This is a genomic window from Phenylobacterium sp. (assembly GCF_028290885.1).
In the GTDB taxonomy this organism is placed as follows: Bacteria; Pseudomonadota; Alphaproteobacteria; order Caulobacterales; family Caulobacteraceae; genus Phenylobacterium.
This window is the reverse complement of sequence record NZ_JAQGIZ010000217.1, coordinates 1-5,931: the sequence shown is the minus strand read 5'-3', so window position 1 is coordinate 5,931 and position 5,931 is coordinate 1. Positions and strand designations below refer to the sequence as shown.

Genomic DNA, 5,931 nt, shown 5'->3' with positions numbered 1-5,931 from the left:
ACCACCACGACGGAAGACATCGCGGCCTTGGCTGCCGCCCTCAAAGGGAGGATCGGCCGATGAGCATGTCCAGCGTCGGCCGCCCCACCCAACCGAACGCCGCTGCGTCCGAAGGCTTTACGTCGCTGACCGGCGGCCGCGGCCTGCTGCAGGACGAGCCGCTGCTGTTCGAGCTCGGCGGCTGGGACAAGACCGGCGTCGACCTCGATCCGCCCGAGCACGACGCCTCGGACCTCGGCGACCTGGTGCGCCGTGAGCCGATCGGCCTGCCCGGCCTCTCCGAGCCCGAGACCCTGCGCCACTACGTGCGTCTGTCGCAGAAGAACCACGCCATTGACCTGGCGCTCTACCCGCTGGGCTCGTGCACCATGAAGCACAACCCTCGCCTCAACGAGAAGGTCGCCCGCCTCGCCGGCTTCGCCGACCTGCACCCCCTGCAGCCGCAGTCGACCACCCAGGGCGCGCTCGAGCTGATGGACCGCCTGGCCCACTGGCTGAAGACGCTCACCGGCATGCCGGCCATCGCCCTGACCCCCAAGGCCGGCGCCCACGGCGAGCTCTGCGGCCTGCTCACGATCAAGGCCGCGCACGAGGCCGCCGGCCACGGCCACCGCCGCCGCGTCCTCGTGCCCACCTCCGCCCACGGCACCAACCCGGCCACCGCCGCCTTCGTCGGCTACTCCGTCACCGAGATCGCCCAGACCGAAGACGGCCGCGTCGACCTCGCCGACCTCGCCGCCAAACTCACCCCCGACGTCGCCGCGATCATGGTCACCAACCCCAACACCTGCGGTCTTTTCGAGTGTGATATACTCGAGATCTCCCGCCTCACGCACGAAGCGGGCGCGTACTTCTATTGTGACGGAGCCAACTTCAACGCGATCGTCGGCAAGGTCCGCCCGGGCGACCTCGGCGTCGACGCCATGCACATCAACCTGCACAAGACCTTCTCCACCCCCCACGGCGGTGGCGGACCGGGCGCCGGGCCGGTGGTGCTGTCGCAGGCGCTGGCGCCCTTCGCCCCCGCCCCCTGGATCGTCCACGGCCCGGACGGCCTGAAGCTGGTCGAGGAGGCCACTGACGAAGCCGCCCAGGCCTTCGGCCGCATGTGCGCGTTCCAGGGTCAGATGGGCATGTTCGTCCGCGCCTACGCCTACATGCGCAGCCATGGCTCGGACGGCCTGCGCCAGGTGGCCGAGGACGCCGTGCTCAACGCCAACTACATCAAGGCCAGGCTGTCGGCCGAGATGACGCCGGCCTTCCCGGACGGCCCCTGCATGCACGAGGCCCTGTTCGACGACACCTGGCTTGAGGGGACCGGCATCACCACGCTCGATTTCGCCAAGGCGATGATCGACGAGGGCTTCCACCCGATGACCATGTACTTCCCGCTGGTGGTGCATGGCGCGATGCTGATCGAGCCCACGGAAACGGAGTCCAGGCGCGAACTCGACCGGTTCTGCGAGGCCCTGCTGGCGCTGGCCAAGGCCGCCAAGGCCGGCGAGGTCGAGCGGTTCACGGGCGCGCCCTACCTCGCGCCGCTGCGCCGGCTGGACGAAACCCTGGCGGCCCGGAAGCCGAAGCTGACGTGGCGCCCAGGCCCCACAACTGTGGCGCCGGCGCCATTGGCGGCCGAATAGCTGGACGTGAGTAAAATTTAACGGGCTGGCGCCTTTACGACTCCTAAGGTCGTTCGCATATCAGGTTTGCACAGCGGCGGTTCGACCTCCCCCTGAACCTGTCGCGTGCTTCCAGGTTTTGCTGCCAGTGACTTTCGCCATGCCCTCCTTGCGCGTGCACCGCGCCTCCGACGAATTCGCCCGCGAACTGGCTTCGCGCGTGGGTCGTTGGCTACTGGTCGCACTGGGCGGCGTCGTCATGATCGCGGCGGTGCCGCTGTCGGCCCTGCCCGGACACCTCGGCGTGCCGCTGTTCGTGATCGGGCTGATGATCGTCCTGCGCAACTCCTTCAAGGCCAAGCGCCAGTTCGTGCGTATTCAGCGGGCGCACCCGAAGATGGTCTTCCCGCTCCGCCGCCTGATGCGCCGCGACCCGGAGATCCTCCCGGTAGTGTGGCAGCAGTACCTGCGGCTCGAGCGGCTGGTGCTGCCCCGGCGGGCGCGCTTCGCGGTCAGGTGCCGTAGGGCCCTCAGCGGGCGCCGGAGGGCGTCAGCGGTCTAAACACAACCAAGTGTCATCCCGGAAGGCGCTTAGCGCTTGTCCGGGATCCATATGTACAGATCGTTGAAAGTTCCCACGGCGGCGCATAACAGGCGCCCCTCGTGCCTGTGGGTCCCGGCCTTTCGCTGGCGCGAAAACCGGGATGACATTCGAGAGTGAGCGGGAAAGCTCCGCGCTTACTGCAGCTTGGACGCCAGCTGGCCGATGGCGGTGTCGATCAGCGGATCGGTCTTGGCGCCGGCGATGCGGGCGGCGAGCACCTGCTCGGCCATCTGGGCGGCGAGTTCGCCGGCGGCGGCCTTCACCTCGGCGGCGGCCTGGGCCTCAGCGGTGGCGATCCGACGTTCGGCGAGCTGGCCGCGCCGCTCGATCTGCTCAGCCAGCCGCTCCTGCGCCTCGGCCTGCATGCGCTTGGCCTGGTCCTCGGCGTTGGCCATGATCTCGGCCGCCAGCTTTTCGGACTGTTCGCGGTCGGACTGGATCCGAGCCAATAGCGCCTGGGCCTCCTCGCGCAGGCGGTTGGCCTCGTCGAGCTGCGCGCGGACCTTCTCGCCCGCCTCGCCCAGCGCCTTCCAGGCGAACCTGTGCACGCCGCCCACCACCAGGATGACGAGGAACACGACGAAGGCGACGCCGACCCAGAAGTGCGCGTCGGTGATCAGTTCCATCGTCCTACGCTCCTCTGGCCGCGGCGAGTTCCGTGGGCGTCGCGGCGCGGCCAGTCAGCTTGCCGACGATGGCGCCGGCCGCATCGGCGGCGATGCCGGCGACATTGGCCATGGCCGCGTCACGCGCCTTGGCGATCCGGGCTTCGGCCACGGCGGCCATTTCGGCGAGCTTGGCTTCTTCCTCGGCGAGCCTGGCTGCGACCTCTGCCTGGGCTTTGGCGCGGGCTTCAGCCGCGACGCGCTGGGCCGCGGCCCGCGCCTGGGCGGTCTCCGCGGCGGCCGCGGCAGCCTGGGCGTCAGCCTCGTCCTTCAGCCGGCGGGCGTCGGCGATGTCGCCACTGATCTTGCCCTCGCGCGCTTCGATCGTGCCGCCCACACGGGGCGCCGCGAACAGGCGCACGAACGCCAGCACCACCAGGAACATGACCAGGAACCAGACAATCTGGCCCGGCCACCACTGGAAGTCGAACTGCGGCAGGCCGGCGGGCTGCGCTTCCGCCGGAGCCGTGCCTTCTTGGGTCTCGGTCGCCATTGGCGATCAGTCTCTTGAGCGCTTAGGAGCCGAACAGGATGATCAGCGAGACCACGAAGGCGAACAGGCCCATGGTTTCGGTCAGCGCCATGCCGAGGAACAGCATGGTCTGCTGGCTGGCCGCGCCCGCCGGGTTGCGGATTGCGGCTTGCAGGTAGCTGCCGAACAGGACGCCGAGGCCGACCCCGGCGCCGATCATGCCCATGGCGGCGAGGCCCGCGCCGATGAGCTTGGCGGACTTGGCGAAGTCGATGACGGTAGCGACGGCGGCGTGGGGTTCCATTGATAGTCCTCTATCGAAAGTCTGGTTGGGTTAGTGGCCGTGACCGAAGTTCACGACCTCGTTGAGGTAGACGGTGGCCAGCGCCGCGAAGACGAAGGCCTGCAGGATCGCGACCACCAGCTCCAGGCCGGTCAGCGCCACGATCATCGTGAAGGAGAGCACGCTGGGGATGACGGCCAGGGTCGCCAGGCCGCCCGAGAGGGCGACGATCCCCAAGGCTACCACGAAGGAGCCGAACAGGCTCATCACCACGTGGCCGCCCAGCATGTTGCCGAACAGACGCATGGCCAGCGTCACCGGCCGCACGAAATAGGAGAGCATCTCGATCGGGACCATGAAGAGCAGCATGATCTTAGGCATGCCGGACGGCGCAAACAGCGTCACGAACTTCGGTCCGTGCTTCACGAACCCCAGGATGAAGACGCTGAAGAAGGTGAGCACCGCCAGCGTCGCGGTCACCGCCAGCTGGGCTGTCACCGCGAAGGTGAGATCGAGCCCGCCGACGTTGCCGATCGCTAGCACCACGCTCATCAGGTTCAAGACCAAGATGACCAGGAAGAGCGTGAAGATATAGGGGACGTAGGGCTTGCCGCCGTGGCCGATGATCGGCCCGACCAGCACGCGGTCGATGATGTTGTAGAGGCTCTCGGCGAGAGCCTGTCCGCGGTTCGGGACGATCTCTCGGCGGGCGGTCAGGGCGAAGAACAGGATCAGGATCACCGCGCCGGCGAACATGGTGACCACCGAGTTGGTGATCGACAGGTCCAGCGCGAAGCCGCCGATGCGCACCGGCGGCAGGTCCACGATCTTGTGGACCATGAACTGGTGCATCGGTTCGATGGCGGGTTGTTGCGCCATAAGGGCCTTAATCCTCGTCTTCGTCGTCGGACGCGCTGGGCAGCGGCCCGAGCGCATCCAGTTCTTTCTTACTCGCCCTCGCCGCGGTGGTGACCGCGGTGAAGATGGAAAACCCGGTTCCGATCAGCAGGCCGCCGACCACGCCCCAGGGCGCCGTATGGGCGAAGCGATCCAAGAGCCAGCCAAGGCCGACACCCCCGAGCACCCCGCCAACCACTTCCCCCACGAAGCGGTAACCCTGCGCCATGGCCGCGTGAGTCTCGGGACTCACCTTGCGGGCTTGCGCCGCCTCCGCCGCACCCAAGCGCTGATCGAGGCTCCGAAGGGCCTCATCTGGCGGTTCGTCGGGCTGTGGCATACGTCGGAAGGCCTAATGACCGCGACGTGGCCGCCACGGCTGGGGCTTCAGGTCGCGCGGAACCTATAGACCGTGCTGCGGCGCGTCAAGGCTGGGCGAACATGGTTTAGGTCATTGTTTTTGCACGGTATTTGTGAGGTCGCGACACAACGTCCGTCACCCAGCCTCACACCCGACCCTACTGGGCGGCCATGGCCTCGGCTTGGTGCAGATCGACGGAGACCAGCTGGGAGACGCCGCGCTCGCCCATGGTGACGCCGAACAGCCGGTCCATGCGGGCCATGGTCACCGGGTTGTGGGTGATGGCGATGAAGCGGGTCTCGGTGCGCCGGCGCATCTCGTCGAGCATGTTGCAGAACCGGTCGACGTTGGCGTCGTCGAGCGGGGCGTCCACCTCGTCGAGCACGCAGATCGGCGCCGGCTGGGCGAGGAAGTCGGCGAAGATCAGAGCGGTGGCGGTGAGCGCCTGCTCGCCGCCGCTCATCAGGCTCATGGTCGCCATGCGCTTGCCGGGCGGGCAGGCGTAGATCTCCAGGCCGGCTTCCAGGGGGTCCTCGGATTCGACCAGCCGCAGTTCCGCCTGACCGCCCTGGAACAGGGCCTGGAAGAGCGTCTTGAAGTGCTCGTTGATCACCTCGAAGGCGGCCAGCAGGCGTTCGCGGCCTTCGCCGTTCAGCTCGTCGATGCCCTGGCGCAGACGCTGGATCGCGCCGGTGAGGTCCAGGCGCTCGGTCTGCATGGTCGCGAGCCGGCCAGCGTGCTCGGCGGCCTCCTCCTCGGCGCGCAGGTTGACCGGTCCGATCGCCTCCCGCTGGCGCTCCAGGTTGTAGAGGTGCGCTTCGACGCCGCCGGCGTCGCTGGGGATGGCGACAGCCTCGTCGGCCAGTTTTCGAGCCAGCTCCTCAGGCTCGCTGCGCGCGGTCTCGCGGATCTGGGCGGTGACCTCGGCAAGGCGCGCGGCGGCGGCCTCGGCGTGGGCGGCCAGGCTTGCGCGGACCTCGCGCACCTCCGACGCCGCGGCCTCGGCGGCGCGCAGTCCGCGGTCGGCCTC

The 5,931-nt window shown here is 68.5% G+C and carries 7 protein-coding genes and 1 pseudogene; 2 read left to right on the top strand and 6 right to left on the bottom strand.

The window, feature by feature from the left end; all coding sequences use genetic code 11:
• Window positions 1-59 precede the first annotated feature (59 nt).
• Both gcvPB and JWP28_RS14670 read left to right on the top strand, forming a co-directional pair.
• Window positions 60-1,640: an aminomethyl-transferring glycine dehydrogenase subunit GcvPB gene (gcvPB, locus tag JWP28_RS14675; RefSeq protein WP_299544007.1), complete on the top strand. Its 1,581-nt coding sequence runs from the start codon at window positions 60-62 to the stop codon at window positions 1,638-1,640.
• A 139-nt stretch (window positions 1,641-1,779) separates the two neighbouring features.
• Window positions 1,780-2,181 carry a hypothetical protein gene (locus JWP28_RS14670; protein WP_299544006.1) on the top strand — a complete coding sequence of 134 codons (402 nt, stop codon included), beginning with the start codon at window positions 1,780-1,782 and terminating at the stop codon, window positions 2,179-2,181.
• Window positions 2,182-2,357: 176 nt separating this feature from the next.
• Here the strand turns inward: JWP28_RS14670 and JWP28_RS14665 are convergent, their stop codons facing one another.
• The 6 genes and pseudogenes from JWP28_RS14665 to JWP28_RS14640 form a co-directional block, all read right to left on the bottom strand.
• Entirely contained in the window at window positions 2,358-2,849 is a 492-nt protein-coding gene (locus JWP28_RS14665) for an ATP F0F1 synthase subunit B (protein WP_299544005.1), read from the bottom strand.
• A gap of 4 nt (window positions 2,850-2,853) precedes the next feature.
• Window positions 2,854-3,381 carry a hypothetical protein gene (locus JWP28_RS14660; protein WP_299544003.1) on the bottom strand — a complete coding sequence of 176 codons (528 nt, stop codon included), beginning with the start codon at window positions 3,379-3,381 and terminating at the stop codon, window positions 2,854-2,856.
• A 22-nt stretch (window positions 3,382-3,403) separates the two neighbouring features.
• Entirely contained in the window at window positions 3,404-3,664 is a 261-nt protein-coding gene (locus JWP28_RS14655; protein ID WP_299544002.1) for a F0F1 ATP synthase subunit C, read from the bottom strand.
• Between the two features lie 30 nt (window positions 3,665-3,694).
• A complete protein-coding gene (locus tag JWP28_RS14650; RefSeq protein WP_299544001.1) occupies window positions 3,695-4,522 on the bottom strand; it encodes a F0F1 ATP synthase subunit A in 828 nt (275 codons plus the stop codon).
• A 7-nt stretch (window positions 4,523-4,529) separates the two neighbouring features.
• Window positions 4,530-4,793, bottom strand: coding sequence for an AtpZ/AtpI family protein (locus tag JWP28_RS14645; protein WP_299543999.1), 264 nt, complete (start codon window positions 4,791-4,793; stop codon window positions 4,530-4,532).
• Between the two features lie 265 nt (window positions 4,794-5,058).
• Window positions 5,059-5,931, bottom strand: a pseudogene (locus JWP28_RS14640) (chromosome segregation protein SMC); the annotation flags it as partial.